Source organism: Actinomycetospora lemnae, from assembly GCF_028737315.1.
Taxonomy (GTDB): domain Bacteria; phylum Actinomycetota; class Actinomycetes; order Mycobacteriales; family Pseudonocardiaceae; genus Actinomycetospora; species Actinomycetospora lemnae.
Map to the genome: position 1 here is coordinate 72,030 of NZ_JAQZAO010000004.1, position 15,821 is coordinate 87,850.

The 15,821-nt window shown below is 76.9% G+C and carries 11 protein-coding genes; 5 read left to right on the plus strand and 6 right to left on the minus strand.

The features are described from left to right. The first annotated feature begins 5 nt into the window (after positions 1 to 5). Positions 6 to 2,597 carry an ATP-dependent chaperone ClpB gene (gene clpB / locus PGB27_RS09830; protein ID WP_274200192.1) on the plus strand — a complete coding sequence of 864 codons (2,592 nt, stop codon included), beginning with the start codon at positions 6 to 8 and terminating at the stop codon, positions 2,595 to 2,597. 82 nt (positions 2,598 to 2,679) lie between these two features. On the opposite strand, the gene PGB27_RS09835 is transcribed toward clpB, so the two are convergent. From PGB27_RS09835 to PGB27_RS09850, 4 genes are all read right to left on the minus strand, one after another. Next, on the minus strand, positions 2,680 to 3,117 hold the full coding sequence (locus tag PGB27_RS09835) for a DoxX family protein (protein WP_274200193.1): 438 nt from the start codon (positions 3,115 to 3,117) through the stop codon (positions 2,680 to 2,682). Between the two features lie 42 nt (positions 3,118 to 3,159). Then, a complete protein-coding gene (locus PGB27_RS09840) occupies positions 3,160 to 4,260 on the minus strand; it encodes a class I SAM-dependent methyltransferase (RefSeq protein WP_274200194.1) in 1,101 nt (366 codons plus the stop codon). A gap of 325 nt (positions 4,261 to 4,585) precedes the next feature. Further along, the gene (locus tag PGB27_RS09845; RefSeq protein WP_274200195.1) at positions 4,586 to 5,974 is read right to left on the minus strand and encodes an FAD-binding oxidoreductase; all 1,389 of its coding nucleotides are present in this window, start codon (positions 5,972 to 5,974) and stop codon (positions 4,586 to 4,588) included. 30 nt (positions 5,975 to 6,004) lie between these two features. After that, positions 6,005 to 6,316 carry a YdhR family protein gene (locus PGB27_RS09850; RefSeq protein WP_274200196.1) on the minus strand — a complete coding sequence of 104 codons (312 nt, stop codon included), beginning with the start codon at positions 6,314 to 6,316 and terminating at the stop codon, positions 6,005 to 6,007. Between the two features lie 94 nt (positions 6,317 to 6,410). Here PGB27_RS09850 and PGB27_RS09855 point away from each other — a divergent pair, with 94 nt between their 5' ends. The 4 genes from PGB27_RS09855 (at position 6,411) to PGB27_RS09870 (ending at position 12,731) form a co-directional block, all read left to right on the plus strand. Continuing rightward, on the plus strand, positions 6,411 to 9,368 hold the full coding sequence (locus PGB27_RS09855) for an AfsR/SARP family transcriptional regulator (RefSeq protein WP_274200197.1): 2,958 nt from the start codon (positions 6,411 to 6,413) through the stop codon (positions 9,366 to 9,368). 56 nt (positions 9,369 to 9,424) lie between these two features. Continuing rightward, on the plus strand, positions 9,425 to 10,219 hold the full coding sequence (locus tag PGB27_RS09860; RefSeq protein ID WP_274200198.1) for a PIG-L deacetylase family protein: 795 nt from the start codon (positions 9,425 to 9,427) through the stop codon (positions 10,217 to 10,219). Next, positions 10,216 to 11,430 carry an MFS transporter gene (locus tag PGB27_RS09865; protein WP_274200199.1) on the plus strand — a complete coding sequence of 405 codons (1,215 nt, stop codon included), beginning with the start codon at positions 10,216 to 10,218 and terminating at the stop codon, positions 11,428 to 11,430. Before PGB27_RS09860 ends, PGB27_RS09865 begins: the two co-directional genes overlap by 4 nt. A 182-nt stretch (positions 11,431 to 11,612) precedes the next feature. Further along, positions 11,613 to 12,731 carry a class I SAM-dependent methyltransferase gene (locus tag PGB27_RS09870; RefSeq protein ID WP_274200200.1) on the plus strand — a complete coding sequence of 373 codons (1,119 nt, stop codon included), beginning with the start codon at positions 11,613 to 11,615 and terminating at the stop codon, positions 12,729 to 12,731. Here PGB27_RS09870 and PGB27_RS09875 read toward each other — a convergent pair. After that, a complete protein-coding gene (locus PGB27_RS09875) occupies positions 12,716 to 15,346 on the minus strand; it encodes a PEP/pyruvate-binding domain-containing protein (protein WP_274200201.1) in 2,631 nt (876 codons plus the stop codon). The genes PGB27_RS09870 and PGB27_RS09875 overlap by 16 nt on opposite strands. After that, the gene (locus PGB27_RS09880) at positions 15,343 to 15,798 is read right to left on the minus strand and encodes a MarR family winged helix-turn-helix transcriptional regulator (RefSeq protein ID WP_274200202.1); all 456 of its coding nucleotides are present in this window, start codon (positions 15,796 to 15,798) and stop codon (positions 15,343 to 15,345) included. The genes PGB27_RS09875 and PGB27_RS09880 overlap by 4 nt, the downstream gene beginning before the upstream one ends. Between the last annotated feature and the right edge of the window lie 23 nt (positions 15,799 to 15,821).

Genomic DNA, 15,821 nt, shown 5'->3' on the forward strand with positions numbered 1-15,821 from the left:
ACCCGATGGACTTCACCCCCACCACCCGCACCCAGCAGGCGGTGTCGGCCGCGGTGCGCGCGGCCACCGTCGACGGTCACCCGCAGGTCTCGCCGGCGCACCTCGCGGCCGCGCTGCTCGACCAGACCGACGGCCTCACCGAGCCGCTGCTGCGCGCGGTCGGGGCGGACCCGTCGGCCGTGCGCCAGGACGTCGGCAAGGTCCTCGCGGGCCTGCCGAGCGCGAGCGGCTCCAGCGTCTCCGCCCCGCAGTTCGACCGCGAGATGGCCCGCGTGCTCCAGCACGCCCAGCAGCTCGCCGCGGACATGGGCGACGAGTACGTCTCCACCGAGCACCTGCTCGTCGGGCTCGCCGCGGCCGGCGGGCGGACCGCCGACGTGCTCACCCGCCACGGCGCGACGCCCGAGGCGCTCAAGGAGGCGTTCACCAAGGTGCGCGGCTCCGGGCGCGTGACGTCCGCCGACCCCGAGAGCACCTTCCAAGCCCTGGAGAAGTACGGCCAGGACCTCACCGAGCGCGCCCGCTCCGGCAGCCTCGACCCGGTCGTCGGCCGCGACGCCGAGATCCGCCGCGTCGTGCAGGTCCTCTCGCGGCGCACCAAGAACAACCCCGTGCTCATCGGCGAGCCCGGCGTCGGCAAGACCGCGATCGTCGAAGGCCTGGCTCAGCGCATCGTCGCCGGCGACGTGCCCGAGTCGCTGCGCAACAAGCGCGTGGTGGCGCTCGACCTCGGCTCGATGGTCGCGGGCGCGAAGTACCGCGGCGAGTTCGAGGAGCGGCTCAAGGCCGTCCTGCAGGAGATCACCGACTCCGCGGGGCAGGTCATCACCTTCATCGACGAGCTGCACACGATCGTCGGCGCCGGGGCGACCGGCGAGTCGGCGATGGACGCCGGCAACATGATCAAGCCGATGCTCGCCCGCGGCGAGCTGCGGATGGTGGGCGCCACGACGCTCGACGAGTACCGCGAGCACATCGAGCACGACCCGGCCCTCGAGCGCCGGTTCCAGCAGGTCCTGGTCGGCGAGCCGTCGGTGGAGGACACCATCGGCATCCTGCGGGGGCTCAAGGAGCGCTACGAGGTGCACCACGGCGTCCGGATCACCGACGCCGCGCTCGTCGCCGCCGCCGCGCTCTCCGACCGCTACATCACCGCGCGCTTCCTGCCCGACAAGGCGATCGACCTCGTCGACGAGGCCAGCTCGCGGCTGCGCATGGAGATCGACTCGCGGCCCGTCGAGATCGACGAGGTGGAGCGCATCGTCCGCCGTCTCGAGATCGAGGAGATGGCGCTGGACAAGGAGTCCGACGACGCGTCGCGCGAGCGCCTCACCGCGCTGCGGGCCGAGCTCGCGGAGCGCCGCGAGGAGCTCTCGGCGCTGACCGCGCGCTGGCAGGCGGAGAAGGACGCCATCGACGGGTCGCGGGTGCTCAAGGAGCGCCTCGAGGGCCTGCGCGGCGAGTCCGAGCGGGCCGAGCGCGACGGCGACTACGAGCGGGTCGCGAAGCTGCGCTACGTCGAGATCCCGGCCCTGGAGAAGGAGCTCGAGGCCGCGGACGCCGCGACGGCGGCCCCGGTGATGCTCAAGGAGGAGGTCGGGCCCGACGACGTCGCGGACGTCGTGTCGGCGTGGACCGGCATCCCCGCCGGGCGGCTGCTCGAGGGCGAGACCCAGAAGCTCCTGCGTATGGAGGACGAGCTCGGCCGCCGCGTCGTCGGCCAGGCCGAGGCGGTGCGCGCGGTGTCCGACGCCGTCCGCCGCGCCCGTGCCGGGATCGCGGAGGAGGACCGTCCGACCGGGTCGTTCCTGTTCCTCGGCCCCACCGGCGTCGGCAAGACCGAGCTGGCCAAGGCGCTCGCCGCGTTCCTCTTCGACGACGAGCGGGCGATGATCCGCATCGACATGAGCGAGTACGGCGAGAAGCACTCGGTGGCGCGGCTCGTCGGCGCGCCGCCCGGGTACGTCGGCTACGACCAGGGCGGCCAGCTCACCGAGGCCGTCCGGCGCCGCCCGTACTCGGTGGTGCTGCTCGACGAGGTCGAGAAGGCGCACCCGGACGTCTTCGACGTGCTGCTGCAGGTGCTCGACGACGGGCGCCTGACCGACGGGCAGGGCCGCACGGTCGACTTCCGCAACACGATCCTCGTGCTGACCTCGAACCTCGGGTCGCACGCGCTCGTCGACACGTCGCTCGACGACGCCGGCCGGCGGGACAAGGTCATGGAGGTCGTGCGGCGCTCGTTCAAGCCGGAGTTCCTCAACCGGCTCGACGACGTCGTGGTCTTCCACGCGCTGTCGACCGAGGAGCTGACGTCGATCGTCGACATCCAGCTCGAGCGCCTCGGCGCCCGGCTGGCGGCCCGGCGGCTGACGCTGGCGGTCAGCGACGCGGCCCGCGAGTGGCTCGCGCTGCAGGGCTTCGACCCCGTCTACGGCGCGCGGCCGCTGCGCCGGCTCGTGCAGTCGGCCATCGGCGACCAGCTCGCCAAGGCGCTGCTCGCCGGCGACGTCCGCGAGGGCGACACCGTGGCCGTCGACCTCGACGAGCAGGGCGACAGCGGCGCCGGCACGCTGGTGGTGTCGCGGGCGGCGTGACGTCGCCCGTGGGTTGTTGAGCGAAGGGCCCCTTCGATCGGCTAGATCGATCGAAGGGGCCCTTCGCTCGTCTACGGGAGCCTCAAGCCCGTGCGGGGCGTCGCCCGAGGACGCGGCCGTCGAGCGACGCGGCGCCCGGGCCCGCCCAGAGCAGGAGCAGCATGACCAGCAGGAGCGTCGGGGCGAGGCCCAGGTGGACCGGGCCGCCGATGGCCACGCCCGCCGTCGCGATCGCCACCGCCATGGTGAGGGCCAGGACGAGCGCGGCGAGCCGGGTGCCGAGACCGACGACGAGCAGGATGCCGCCGACCAGCTCGACCAGGCCGGCGAGCAGCACGAGCGGCCGGGAGCCCGGGAGTCCGTAGCTCTCGAACAGCGCCACGTACATCTCGCCGCCGGTGAACTTGCCGATCGACGTCAGCACGAACACGACGCCGGCGAGCACGCGGAACAGGGCGACCACCAGGCGCGCGCCGCCCCGGACACGCTCGCGGGCCAGCTCGGCTCGCCACGACACCATCGACGACTCCCTCTGCTCAGCGCCTCGCGGTCGGCCGCGGGTTCAGGGCCGGGCCTCGAGGACGATGTTGAACGGGGTGCGGGCGGCTTCGCGGACCCGCGTGAACCCGGCCTCGGTCAGGATCGCCCCGAGCCGCGCCGGGCCGGCCTGGGCCCCCAGCGCCGCGCGCCCGGGCTGGGCGAGCGAGGCCGGCGTGCAGACCATGGTCGAGATCGCGTAGTACAGGCGCCCGACCGGGTTGAGGTTGTCGGCGACGCCGTCACCGGCGGCCGGCTCGAACAGCATGAACGTGCCGTCCGGGGTCAACGACTCCCGCACGTGGCGCGCGACCGCCAGCGGGTCGCCCATGTCGTGCAGGGCGTCGAAGATCGCCACGACGTCGTAGGTGCCGGGGTACTCGTCGCCGCCGGCGACCTCGAAGCGCACGCGGTCGGCGCCCAGGCCGGCGTCGGCGGCCCGCTGGCGGGCGGCGTCGATGGAGGCCTGGTGGTAGTCGAAGCCGACGAACGTCGAGCTCGGGAAGGCCTCGGCGAGCAGGAGTGTGGAGGCGCCGTGGCCGCACCCGACGTCGGCGACCGCGACGCCGCGGCGCAGCTTCTCCTCCACCCCGTCCAGCGCCGGGATCCAGTCGGAGACCAGGTTCGCCCGGTACCCCGAGCGGAAGAACCGCTCGGTGCCCTCGAACAGCGCCGCCCCGTGTTCGTGCCAGCCCACTCCCTGCCCGGTGCGGAAGCCCTCCACGATCCGCGGGGTCAGCCCGAACACCGCCGGGGCGCCCTGGAAGATGCCCGCCAGGTAGACCGGGCTGGTCTCGTCCGCGAGCACGAACGCCTGCTCCGGGGGGAGCTCGTACGTGCCGGCGTCGGCGTCGTAACGCAGGAAGCCGCTCGCGGCCTGGGCGTTGGCCCACTCCCGTACGTAGCGCTCCGCAGTCCCGGAGCGTTCGGCGAGGTCGGCGGACGTCAGCGGTCCGGTGTCCGCGAGCACCCGGTAGAGACCGAGCTGGTCGCCGATGGCCGTCAGCACCGTGTTGTAGGCCGCACCGACCTCGTCGACCACCTTGCCGAGGAAGGCCTCCAGCTTGGCCTGGTCGATCGCCGCTGGGGGCGCCGGTGTCGTCCGCGGCTCCCGCGTCTGGGTCATGGTCTCTCCCCTCGTGGTGGGCGAGGAGGAGTCCGCCGTGGCGACCCGGTCCGAGCAGCTCGACGAGCGCGTGGCCGACCGACGATCCCCGACCCGGCCGGGTCGGTCGTCGGGCCTCCCCGCCCCCCGTTGGCCTGCGGCGGTGGGACACCACCGCGCGCCCCACGGTCCGCTGATGACGGAACGTCGTAAAGGGGCACTGCCCGATCGGCTCCGGTCCACACGATTGGGCTACGGAGGTGTCGCGGTGGTGACACCTCGTCGAGCTCGGCGAAGGGCGCCCCTCGCCGTTCTACTCGATCGAGGGGGCCCTTCGCTCGATACATCAGGGACGGGCCGCGGCGCCGGCGAGGATCCCGTCGGGGTCGTAGGTGCGCGCGATCGCGTCCAGCCGCCCGGCGTGGGTCCCGAACGACGTGGCGCGGTCGGCGTCCTCGTCCAACCCGGCGAAGTTGACGTACACGCCGCCGGTGCCGAAGGGTGCGAGGCCGTCCCAGCCGCGGCGCGCCCAGCCGATCGCCGCGTCGTCCATCGCCGGGTCGGTCCAGCCCGCGTCGATGCTGACGTTGAACGCCGCGCCGCGGTGGGCGAACGCGCTCTCGTCGTCGCCGACCCGGGCGATCGCCCCGCCCATCGTGCGCACGACGACGATGCAGCCGGGTGTCGGGCGGTCCCGGCCGGCGTCGATGATCGCCGCGGCCGCGCCGTCGTCGACGTGCTCGAGGAAGTGGGACTTGAAGAAGTACCGCGCCCCGGCCGGGAAGAGCGGGTCGAGGGCCGACTGGCTCGCGGTGTAGTCGGTGATCGCGGTGGCGTCCACCTGGGGCGTGCCGAGCCGGGCGAACGGGGCGAGCACCTCGAGGCCCTCCTCGGCGGGCCCGGCGTACAGACCGCCGGCGACGACGACCGGCGCGCCGTGCATCTCCGTCGGCAGCTCCGGGTCGGGCGGCACGCTCCACAGCGCGAACTCCGGCGACACCGTCTCCGGCAGCGTCGGCACCAGCTCCCGCCACGCGTCGAGGACGGCCGCGGCCTGCTCGACCGGGTAGAGGACGAGCGCGTTCGCCACCTGCGGACCGAGCGGGCGCGCGGCGAACTCCATCGTCGTGACGACGCCGATGCCGCGCCCGCCGCCGCGGACCGCCCAGAACAGGTCCGGGTGCTCGGTGGCGCTCGCGGTGCGCACCACCCCGTCGGCGGTGACGATCTCGACCGCGCGCAGGGCGTCGCACGACAGGCCGAAGGCGCGCTGCACGGCGCCCATGCCGCCGCCGAGGGTCAGGCCGGCGACGCCGGTCTCGGACACCTCGCCGCCGGGCACGACGAGCCCGTCGCGCTGGGTGGCGCGGTTCACGTCGGCCCAGCGCGCCCCGGCGCCGACGCGGACGGTGCGCGCGTCCGGGTCGACGGTGACGGCGGTCAGGCCCGACAGGTCGATGACCAGGCCGTCGTCGCACACCGCGCTGCCGGCGACCTGGTGCCCGCCGCCGCGGATGCTCACCGGGGGGCGGTGCGCGCGGGCGGCGGCGAGGGCGGCGACGACGTCGGCGGTGCCCGCGCAGCGGGCGATCACGGCCGGGTGCCGGTCGACGAGGCCGTTCCAGACCGCGCGGGCCTCGTCGTAGCGGGGGTCGGTGCGGTCGATGACGTCGCCGGTCAGCGTGGTGCGCAGGGTCGCGACGAGGGCGTCCTCGCGGGTGTCGAGGGTGGTCACGGTGTTCTCCTCTTCGGGGGTTCGTGCCGGTCAGGCAGCGGCGGGCGCGGGGATGGCGCCGGTGAGCGCGCCGAGCTCGGTGTTGGTCGGCCAGCCGCGGACCTCGAGGTCGCTGAAGGCCGGGTGGGCGCGCAGGCCGGCGACGAGGGGGCCGTCGCGGTAGGCCTCGGCGGCCGCGCGGTCGGTGAACAGGTAGAAGCCGCCGTGATGGGCGCCGTCGTGCAGCCACGTCTTGGCCACGAAGCCGGGCACGGAGCGCACGGCCTCGGCGAAGTGCGCGGCGTCGTCGGCCATGTCCTCGGCGGCGACGGACGAGGTGAACGTGATCAGCAGGGCGTACATGGCGGGGTCCTCCCGGTGACGGTGTGGCGTTCGGTGCCCCGGAAGACTGAGCCGAGCGGCTGACAGGCCCCTTGCACGGCGCTGGCAGGCGGGCATGCTCATCACGGTGGGCGACGACCAGGCCGGGCCGGCGGCGTCCGTCGACGTGCTCGGGCCGCTGCGCCTGCGGGTCGGCGACGCGCCGGTGGCGGTGCGCGGGCCGAAGCGCCGCGCCGTGCTGGCGCTGCTCGCGCTGGCCGAGGGGCGGGCGCTGACGGTCGAGCAGCTCGTCGACGCCCTGTGGCCGGAGGAGCCGCCCGACAGCGGGCGGGCGACGGTGCACAGCCACGTCTCGCGCCTACGCGCCGATCTCGGGCCCGCCGCGCCGCGCCTGCTCACCGTCGCGGGCGGCTACCGGCTGGTCCTCCCGCCCGACGCCCTCGACCTGCGCCGGGTCCGCGACCTGCGCGACCGTGCCCGCGACCTCGCCGATCCCCGAGCTGCCGCGGAGTGCCTGCGCACCGCCCGCGCGACCTGGCGCGGCCCGGCGCTGGCGGACCTCCTCGAGGTCCCGGGCCTGCGGGCGGCCGCCGACGCGGCGCGCGAGCTGTGGTGCGACGTCACCGACCGGCTCGTCGAGGCGCTGATCGCGGCCGGCGCGGCGGACGAGGCCCTCGCCCCCGCGGGGGACGCGGTGGCCGAGGACCCGTGGCGCGAGCCCGCCGTGCTCGGCCTCGTCCGGGCCCGCGCCGCGACCGGCCAGGCACCACGGGCCCTGCAGGCCGCGCGCGAGTTCCGCCGGCGGCTGGCCGAGGACGCCGGCCTCGACCCCTCGCCGGCGCTGGCCGAGCTCGAGCGGGCGGTGGCGGACGGGGAGCTGTCGCCGCCGGCATCACCACCCCAGCAGCCGCCGCCGCCGACCCCACCACCCCCGACCACGGCGGCACCGACCCCGGCGGCACCGACCCCGGCGGCACCGACCCCGGCGGCACCGACCCCGACGGCACCGAGGCTCCACGGCCGCGACGCCGAGCTCGCGACGGCCGGGACGCTGCTCGGGCGGGAGCGGCTGGTGTCGGTGGTCGGGCCCGGCGGGGTCGGCAAGACGCGCCTGGCCCGCGAGCTCGCGGCCCGGTCACCGGAGTCGGCGACCCTGCTCCTCGCGCCCGTCACCGACCCCGCCGCGCTCCCGCACGCCCTGGCCGAGGCGCTGCGCCTGCGCTCCCTGCCCGGCGACGTGCTCGACGCGTGCCTCGACGAGCTCGCCGGCGCCCCGCGGCTGTTGCTGCTCGACAACGCCGAGCACCTGCTCGACGGCGTGCGGGACCTCGTCGCGACCGTCCTCGAGCGCGCGCCCGGGGTGACGGTGCTGGTCACCAGCCGCGAGCCGCTGGGCCTGCCCGAGGAGACCGTGGTGCGCCTCGCGCCGCTCGCGGTCCCGGCGCGCGGTGACGACCCCGACGGGCTCGCCGGAGTCCCCGCCGTCGCGGTGTTCCTCGACCGCGCCGCCCGCGTCCGTCCGGACCTCGTGCTCGACGCCGGCGAGCTCGCCCACGTCGCCGACGTCGTCCGGCGTCTCGACGGCCTGCCGCTGGCGATCGAGCTCGCGGCCGGGCGCCTGTCGACCTTCGCCCCCGCGGCGCTCGCGGCCCGGCTCGACCGCGCGCTCGACCTGCTCGGCAACCGCGGCGCCCCGACGCGCCACCGCACGCTGCGCGCCACCGTGGCCTGGTCGTACGCCCTGCTCGCGCCCGACGAGCAGCGCCTCTTCCGCCACCTCACGGTGTTCGCCGACGGCCTCGACCCCACCGCGGTCGAGGCGATCGCCGACGGGCTGGGCCTCGCCACCGACGCCGGCGAGCTGCTCGCCCGCCTCGTCGACGCGTCGATGGTGGAGGCCGACACGGGCACGGGCACGGGGACCGGCCGGACCCGCTACCGCGTCCTCGAGACGCTGCGCGCCTACGGGCGTGACGAGCTGGTCGCCGCCGACGAGGCCGACGCCGCCGAGGCCGCGGTCGTGCGCTGGGCGGTCGACCTCGCCGCGTGGGTCGAGCGCACCGGCCGCACCGCGCAGGAGCCCGCCGTCGACGCCGTCCTGCAGCGCGAGCACGGCAACCTGCGCGCGGCGTGGGGCCTGGCCCGCACGCGCGGGGACCTCGACGCCGCCGCGGCGATGGCCGTGTCCCTGGTCGAGCCGGCGACGTGGCGCGACCTCGTGGAGGTGCGCGGCTGGTCCCGCGCCCTGCTCGACGACCCGGGGATGGCGGGCCACCCGCTCGAGGCCCGGGTGCTCGGGGCCGCGGCGCAGGACGCCTACATGCGCGGCGAGGCCCCGGTCGCCGAGCGACTGGCCCGCGCGGCCCTTGCCCGCGACACGGACCGCGAGGACCGGCGCCTCGCGCTCGCCGCGCTCGCCCAGGCCGACCTCACCGCCGGGCGCTGGGCCGACGCCGTCACCCACGAGCTCGAGGCCGTCGCGCACGCCGACCGGCCGGTCCCGGAGCCCGGCGTCGGCGCCCTCGCCGCGCTGTACGCGGGCGACCCGCCGCGGGCCCGGGAGATCGTTGCGCTGGTGCCCGTCGGCGAGGTCCCGACCCTGCGCGGGCTCGTCGCCTACGTCACCGCCGAGATCGACAGCGTCGAGGGCGACACCGCGGCGGCCGAGCGCGGCTACCGGGCCGCGATCACCTCCGCCCGCTCCGTCGGCTCGACGTTCCTCGAGGCGATCGCCGCCGTCGGGCTCGCCTCGCTGCTCTCGCGGGCCGGGCGCATCCCCGCCGCGCTGGCCGGCTACCGCGACGTCATCGACCACTGGGACCGCGGCGGCAACTGGGGCCACCAGTGGGTCACGCTGCGCAACCTCGCCGACCTGCTGCGCGAGCTCGGGGACGCGGCCACCGCCGACCTGCTCGACGCCGCCGCCGACCGGGCCCCGGACGCCCCCGACGCCCCCGACCGTCCGCGGCGCCTCCCGTCCGCGCAGGCCCCGGACCGGCACCAGGCCCTCGCGCTGGCCCGCGCGGCCGTCAGCCGGCACCTCGGGGCTGACAGCGGCGTGCACGCCGGCTGACAGCGGCGGGGTCGACCCTCGGTCACGTCCACCGCGACGCTCCCGAGGAGACCGCCATGACCACGCTGTCCACGAGCCTCACCACCGTGACGAGCCCCGTGATCCGCACCGTCGACGCGGTGCACCGCCTGGGCACGATCGTCGGCGTCTGGGCGCATCCCGACGACGAGGTGTACCTCTCCGGCGGGCTGATGGCGGCGGCCGCCGCCCGCGGGCAGCGGGTCGTCGTCGTCACCGCGACCCGCGGCGAGCACGGCACCGACGACCCGGCGCGCTGGCCGCCCGCCCGGCTGGCCGCCCGCCGCGGCCACGAGATCGTCGCCAGCATGGCCGCGCTGCACGGGGACATCGAGCACCGCTTCCTCGGCGACGCCCGCGGCCGCTGTCACCTCGACGGGGCGCTGCGCGGCGACCCGGGCGCGGAGACCGTCGACGAGCTCGCCGCCGTGCTCGCCGACGTCGCGCCCGACACCGTGGTCACGTTCGGGCCGGACGGGCTGACCGGCCACGGCGACCACCGCGCCGTCTCGGCCTGGACCGACCGCGCGCTGCGCCAGCTCGCAGGTGCTGACGGTCGGGGGCCGCGCCTGTTGCACGCCTGCGTCACTGCGGCGTGGGTGGAGCGGTTCGGGGAGTTCGTCGAGCCGATGGACGACGGTGACGACGCGTTCCGTCCGGTGCCCACCGACCGGCTCGCGGTCGACCTCGAGCTCTCGGGGGAGCTGCTCGACCGCAAGGTCGCGGCGCTGCGCGCCCAGGCCACCCAGACCGCGGGACTGGAGGCGGCGGTCGGATCCGCGCGGTACGAGACGTCGGTGGCCGGCGAGTACTTCGTGCCGGGGGCGTCGTGAGCACCCCTGGGCGCCTGCTCGCGGCCACGGTCGCCGCGACCACCGTGGGCCTCGGGCTCGCCACCGGCACCGGCCCGCTCGTCGGGCCGGTCGCCGCGGAGTTCGGGGTCGCGCGGGGCGCCGCCGCGGCGATGCTCGCGGCCACCCTGGCCGTGACGCTCGGCCTCGGCGTCGTCACCGGTCCGTGGAGCCAGCGCCACGGCACCCGCCCGCTCGTCGTGGCCGGCGCCGTCGCGATGCCCGGCGGCCTGCTCGTCCTCGCGGGCGCGGGGTCGTTCCCGGTGGCGGCCGCGGGGTTCGCGCTGGGCGTGGGCGGCGGTGCGGGGTGCCTGTTCGTGCCCCTGCAGACCGCCGTCGGCGCCGCCGTCGAGCGGCACCGGTCCGCGGCGCTGGTCGTCGCCTCGGCCGGGGCGGGGCTCGCGACCGTCGTCACGCCACCCGCGACCGTCGCCCTGGTCGCGGCGCTCGGGGTCCGCGGCACGGCCGTCACGCTGGCGGCGGTGGCCGCGCTGGTCGTCGGGGCCTGCATCCCGGCGGTCCCGGCCGGTGGCGACGGCGGGCCCGCGACACCGGCCGGCGTGCCCGCGCCGTGGTCGGCGCTGCGGGACCGGGCGTTCCGTCGCTACGTGCTCGGTGCGGTGGGGATCTGCGCCGCGATGTTCGTGCCCTTCGTCCACCTCGCCTCGTTCGCGTCGCTGCGCGGCACCCCGCTGGCCCACGGCGCCGTCCTCGTCGCCGTCGCCGGGGCGGCGAGCCTGCTCACGCGCCTCGCGGTCGTGCCGGCCGTGGCCCGGTGGGGTGCCTGGGCGGTGTGCCGGGTCGGCGCGGTCGCTCTGACCGCGAGCGTCGCGGGCTGGCTGCTCGCCGACCTCGCGGGCGTCCGCACGGCCGGTCTCGTCGCGTTCGCCGTGGTGTTCGGCTGCGGCCACGGCGCCTTCGTCGGGGTCAGTGGTGCCGCGGCGGCCGAGCTCTTCGGCGTCGAGGGGTTCGGGCTGCGCCTCGGCACGATGCACCTCGCCGCGGCGTGCGGCGGGCTGCTCGGACCCGCGCTGGCCGGGCTCGCGGCCGACGTCGCGGGGGGCCCGGCGGCGGGGATCGCCGTGGCGGTCGTGCTCGGCGCGGCGGGGTGCGCGGTGTTCCTGCGCGCCCTCACGGGGAGCGCGCGAGCGCAAGGACCTCGGCCAGCGGAGGCGGCGGCTCCGGCGGTGTGACCCGGCGGTCGGCGACGGCCGGCCGCGGGACCCTCCCGCGCGGACAGCCGGGCCGGGCGGGCCGGGTCCACCCGCTGCCGCCGCGCCGCCGAGACCCCGTTCACCCTGGTCGACGAGGTGCGGCCCTGGAGCGACAGCGACGCGGCAGCGGCCCGGCAGGAGCGCGCGGGACGGTCGGACCCATGACGACCACGCAGAACACCCGCACCCACTCCACCAGCACCCACTCCACCAGCACCTACTCCACCGACGCCTGCGCCGAGACCGTCTTCGGCTGGATCCTCGGCATGGAGCAGACCACCGCGCTCTACCTCGGCGACCGGCTCGGCTGGTACGCCTCGCTCGCGCAGGACGGGCCGGCCACCGCGCCGGAGCTCGCCGCGCGCACCGGGACCTCCGCCCGGTACGCCCGCGAGTGGCTGGAGTACCAGGCGGTGAGCGGCCTGCTCACCGTCGACGACCCCGCCGCCGCCCCCGACGAGCGCCGCTTCGCGATGCCCGCCGAGCACGTCCCGGTGCTCGCCGACCTCGACAGCGAGGCGATCCTGACCCCGTTCGCCCGCATCCTCATGGCGTCGCTGCGCCACATCGACGACCTCCTCGAGGCCTACCGCACCGGCGGCGGCGTCAGCTGGGAGCAGCTCGGCGACGACGCCCGCGAGGGGCAGGCGGCGCAGAACCGCCCGCTGCTGCGCGACGGCCTGTCCCGCGACCACCTGCCGCTGCTGCCCGACGTCGACGCGGCCCTGCGCGGCGGCGGGCGGGTCGCCGACGTGGGCTGCGGCGAGGGCTGGTCGGCCATCGGCATCGCCCGGGCCTACCCCTCGGCGCGCGTCGACGGGTTCGACGTGGACGCCGCGTCGGTCGAGGCCGCGCGCCGGCACGCCGCGGACGAGGGCGTCGCCGAGCGGGTGCAGGTGCACCACGCCGACGTCGCCACCGCCGAGGCCGGTGCCTACGACCTCGTCTGCGCCTTCGAGTGCGTGCACGACATGCCCGACCCGGTCGCGGTCCTCGCCGCGATGCGCCGGGCCGTCGCGCCGGGCGGCACCGTGCTGATCATGGACGAGAAGGTGGCCGAGACCTTCGCGCCGGACGGTGACGAGGTCGAGCGGCTGTTCTACGGCTTCTCGCTCATGTGCTGCCTGCCCGACGGGCTGTCCACGGCCGGCTCGGTGGGCACCGGCACGGTCATGCGGCGCAGCACGCTCGAGGCGTACGCCCGGGAGGCCGGGTTCGCGCAGGTGGAGGTGCTCGACGAGCTCGACAACGACATCTTCCGCTTCTACCGGCTGTCCTGATCGTCCACCGGCTCCACCCGCCCGCGGGTGCCGTCGACCCGCACCGTGGCCACGTCCGCGAGGCGGTCGACGGCCCCGCGGACGCCGACCACCGCGGGCAGGCCGTACTCGCGGGCGACGACGGCGCCGTGCGAGTTCGACCCGCCCATCTCCATCACCAGCCCCCCGGCGGTGAGGAACAGGGGCGTCCACCCGGGATCGGTGGACGGGCAGACGAGCACGTCGCCGGGCTCGAGGTGGGCGCCCTGCGGGTCGGTGATCACCCGGACCGGGCCGGTCACCGTGCCCGCGGAGGCGGGGACGCCGGTGAGGGCGCCGTCGTCCGGGGTGCCGGCGTCGGCGAGCGCCTCGGGCTCGGTGCCGTCGGAGAGCACGATGCGCGGTACGTGTCGGCGGCGCAGCTCGCGGGCGTGGGCGTCGCGGCGCTCGCGGACGAGGGCGCGGCGATCGAGGTCGTCCCGCGCCTCGCCGGCCTCGTCCAGCCGCAGGAAGAACACGTCGTCGGCGTCGTCGAGCAGGCCGCGGGCGACGAGGTCGGCGCCGACCGCGGCGAGCTCGGTCCGCGCGGCGGCGAGCACCGTGACCAGCCAGTACTTCGGCAGCTCCCGCAGGCCCGCGAGCTCGCGGGTCCGGTGGAGGGCGAACCGGACGAGTCGCCCGCGCGGGCCGCCCACCCGGGCGGCGAGGTCCGCGATCACCGCCTCGGCCTCGGCGGCGCTGCGCGCGAACACGGCGTCGGGGGCCCGGTCGGCGTCGGTCAGGCGCACGTAGTTGGCGAGCACGCCGAGCAGGTGGGTCGGGTCGTCGGACCACCGCGGCACGCCCAGGTCGATCTCGGCGACGGCGCGCCGGCCGTGCACGGCGAGGAACGCGCCGAGCCCCGCGGTGAGCGCGGGCGGCCAGTCGTCGCTCTCGAGGGCGAGGTCGGCGGGCGGCGTCCCGGTCAGCGCGGCGACGATGGCGGGGTCGCGCCGCAGGCGGACGGCGAGGTCCCAGAGCGCGAGGTCCATCTCCGTGGTGACGTTGTGCGGCAGGCCCCGCAGGACGGTGCCCAGCTCGTCGGGGCGGGCGTGGTCGCCGAGGAGCGTCGCCGCCAGCCCGAGGGCCAGGAACCCGGCGATCGGGACGGGCGCGATCCGCGGCGCCATCGGCGCCATGAGGGAGAGCATCCAGCGCACCCGCTCCAGGCGCTCCTCCCGCCCGGCGTCCGGGGGCGCCGGCAGCGTCGCCGCGCCGTCCCGGACCCGGGCCAGGGCCCGCTCCCGCGCGCGGTCGGGGCGGATCCACGCCCCGGCGATCGCCGGCGGGATGCGGTAGCGGAGCGCGAGGCGGCCGACCCGCCGCACGGTCGGTAGCGGCGAGCGGCGGGTCACCGCGAGCTCGGGCCGGTCGAGCTGGGTGGCGATGACCTCCGCCGACCGGCGCTCCATCACCCCGAGGACGCCGGCCACGCCGGCGCGCCCGACGCGGCTGCGCAGCACGTCGGTGAGGTCGACGAACAGGCGCTGGCCGGCCTCGGAGAGCATCGGCGGCCCCGCCTCGGGGTCGTCGACCGGCGTGCCGAGCAGGCGCGCGGCACCCGTGCCGAGGTGGCGCGCCGCCGACAGCCCGGCCGGGGTGAACGGCCGGAACACGCCCTGGGCGACGTTCGCGGACAGGAACAGGCGCAGGCCCGGGCGCCCCGGCACGAGCGGGTAGAGCGTGGTGATCGGGCGGGCCTGGGTCAGCCAGCGCGTGCCGTCGCGGTCGATCGCCCACTCGACGTCCTGCGGTGCGCCGAAGAGCTCCTCGACCCGGCGGCCGAGGCGCACGAGGCCGTGGACGTCGGCGTCCGGGAGCGTGGCGCCGCCCGCCGTGTGCGTCATGGCCTCCGTGCCCCCGCCCGGCCGCGCGCGCACCACCGTGCCGCCGGCCCCGGCGCGCCGCTCGGCGATCGTGCCGTCGGGAGCGACGACGACGTGCTCGGGGTCGACCGACCCGGACACCACGGACTCGCCCAGCCCGGGCGCCGCGTCGATGACGGCCTGTCCGCGTCGACCGGAGACGGGGTCGGCGGTGAACAGCACACCGGCCCAGCGGGCGTCGACCATCCGCTGGACGACGACCGCCAGGGTGACCGCCGCGTGGTCGATGCCACGGGCCGCGCGGTAGGCGACCGCGCGGTCGGTCCAGAGCGACGCCCAGCAGCGCCGGACCGCCTCGACCACGGCGTCGACGCCGACCACGTTGAGGTAGGTGTCCTGCTGCCCGGCGAAGCTGGCGTCGGGCAGGTCCTCGGCGGTCGCCGACGAGCGCACCGCCACCGGGCCCTCGGGGCACGCCCCGCGCACGGCGGCGGCGACGCCGTCGGGCACCGGCACGGCGAGGACGACGTCCCGCGCCTTCTCGGCGAGGACCCCGGTGTCGGTGCTGCCCGCGTCGGCGAGCACGGGATCGAGCGCCGCACCCACCGCGGCCCGGTAGGCGGCCGTCGTCACGCAGACGCCGTCGGGCACGGGCAGCCCGGCGCGGACGAGGGCGCCGAGGTTGGCGGCCTTGCCGCCGACCCGGCCGAGCGTGGCGGGGTCCGCGGGGTCGATCGCGTCGAGGGGCAGCACGAGCGTCTCGGTCGTCATGGTCCGGTCCTCCTCTCCTGCCGGGCGGCGTCGCCGAGCAGGGCCATCGCGCGTGCCACCAGGGCCCGGTCCGCGGGGTCGAGGCGGTCCATGATCTTCAGCTGGGCGTCGGCCCGGGTGCGCTCGAGGCGGCGCAGCAGCGCGTCGCCGTCCTTGGCGATGGCCACCCGGCGGACCCGCCGGTCGGTGGGGTGCTCCTGGCGGTCGACGAGGCCGCGCCGCACGAGGCCGTCGACGAGCCGGCTGGTGGCCGAGACCGACCGGCCGACCCGCTCCGCCAGGGCACCGAGGGACACGGGCTCGCCGCCGTCGAGCACGTAGAGCGTCGCGAGCTGGGTCATCGAGAGCTCGTCCCCGCCGTCCACCACCGCGAGGAGGTCGAGCAGGAAGGCGGGGATCATCGCGCGTCGCATGTCCCCGAAGCTCGTGGCGAGGTGCTCGCGCTCGTCCATCGGCGATCCTTGCAGTCGTGCAA

Coding starts and splice junctions, on each gene's coding strand:
- clpB (WP_274200192.1), top strand. CDS start 6: ATGGACTTCACCCCCACCACCCGCACCCAGCAGGCGGTGTCGGCCGCG.
- PGB27_RS09835 (WP_274200193.1), bottom strand. CDS start 3,117: ATGGTGTCGTGGCGAGCCGAGCTGGCCCGCGAGCGTGTCCGGGGCGGC.
- PGB27_RS09840 (WP_274200194.1), bottom strand. CDS start 4,260: ATGACCCAGACGCGGGAGCCGCGGACGACACCGGCGCCCCCAGCGGCG.
- PGB27_RS09850 (WP_274200196.1), bottom strand. CDS start 6,316: ATGTACGCCCTGCTGATCACGTTCACCTCGTCCGTCGCCGCCGAGGAC.
- PGB27_RS09855 (WP_274200197.1), top strand. CDS start 6,411: ATGCTCATCACGGTGGGCGACGACCAGGCCGGGCCGGCGGCGTCCGTC.
- PGB27_RS09860 (WP_274200198.1), top strand. CDS start 9,425: ATGACCACGCTGTCCACGAGCCTCACCACCGTGACGAGCCCCGTGATC.
- PGB27_RS09870 (WP_274200200.1), top strand. CDS start 11,613: ATGACGACCACGCAGAACACCCGCACCCACTCCACCAGCACCCACTCC.
- PGB27_RS09875 (WP_274200201.1), bottom strand. CDS start 15,346: ATGACGACCGAGACGCTCGTGCTGCCCCTCGACGCGATCGACCCCGCG.
- PGB27_RS09880 (WP_274200202.1), bottom strand. CDS start 15,798: ATGGACGAGCGCGAGCACCTCGCCACGAGCTTCGGGGACATGCGACGC.